The organism is Micromonospora sp. URMC 107 (assembly GCF_051386315.1).
Taxonomy (GTDB): Bacteria; Actinomycetota; Actinomycetes; order Mycobacteriales; family Micromonosporaceae; genus Micromonospora.
This window is the reverse complement of record NZ_JBPQTK010000353.1, coordinates 1-222: the sequence shown is the minus strand read 5'-3', so window position 1 is coordinate 222 and position 222 is coordinate 1. Positions and strand designations below refer to the sequence as shown.

Genomic DNA, 222 nt, shown 5'->3' with positions numbered 1-222 from the left:
TGTGGCCGCCGGCCCGATGACCGACACCACCCACACCCCGAGCGTGGACACGACGACGGCGGTGGCGGTGGCGGTGCAGGCCGACAAGCCGGACATGGGCAAGCTGGTGCCGCATGGTGTGCAGGGCGCGCAGTCGCGCATCGAACTCTCCGACGAGCAGGTCGGCAACGTCAAGGCGATCATCGCGGCGACGAAGAAGACCGGCATGGACGAGCGCGCCGC

The 222-nt window shown here is 70.3% G+C and carries 1 pseudogene; it reads left to right on the top strand.

Going from position 1 to position 222, the window contains the following annotated elements:
* Position 1: 1 nt before the first annotated feature.
* Positions 2-222 (top strand): annotated as a pseudogene (locus tag ACSNN9_RS28820) (hypothetical protein); the annotation flags it as partial.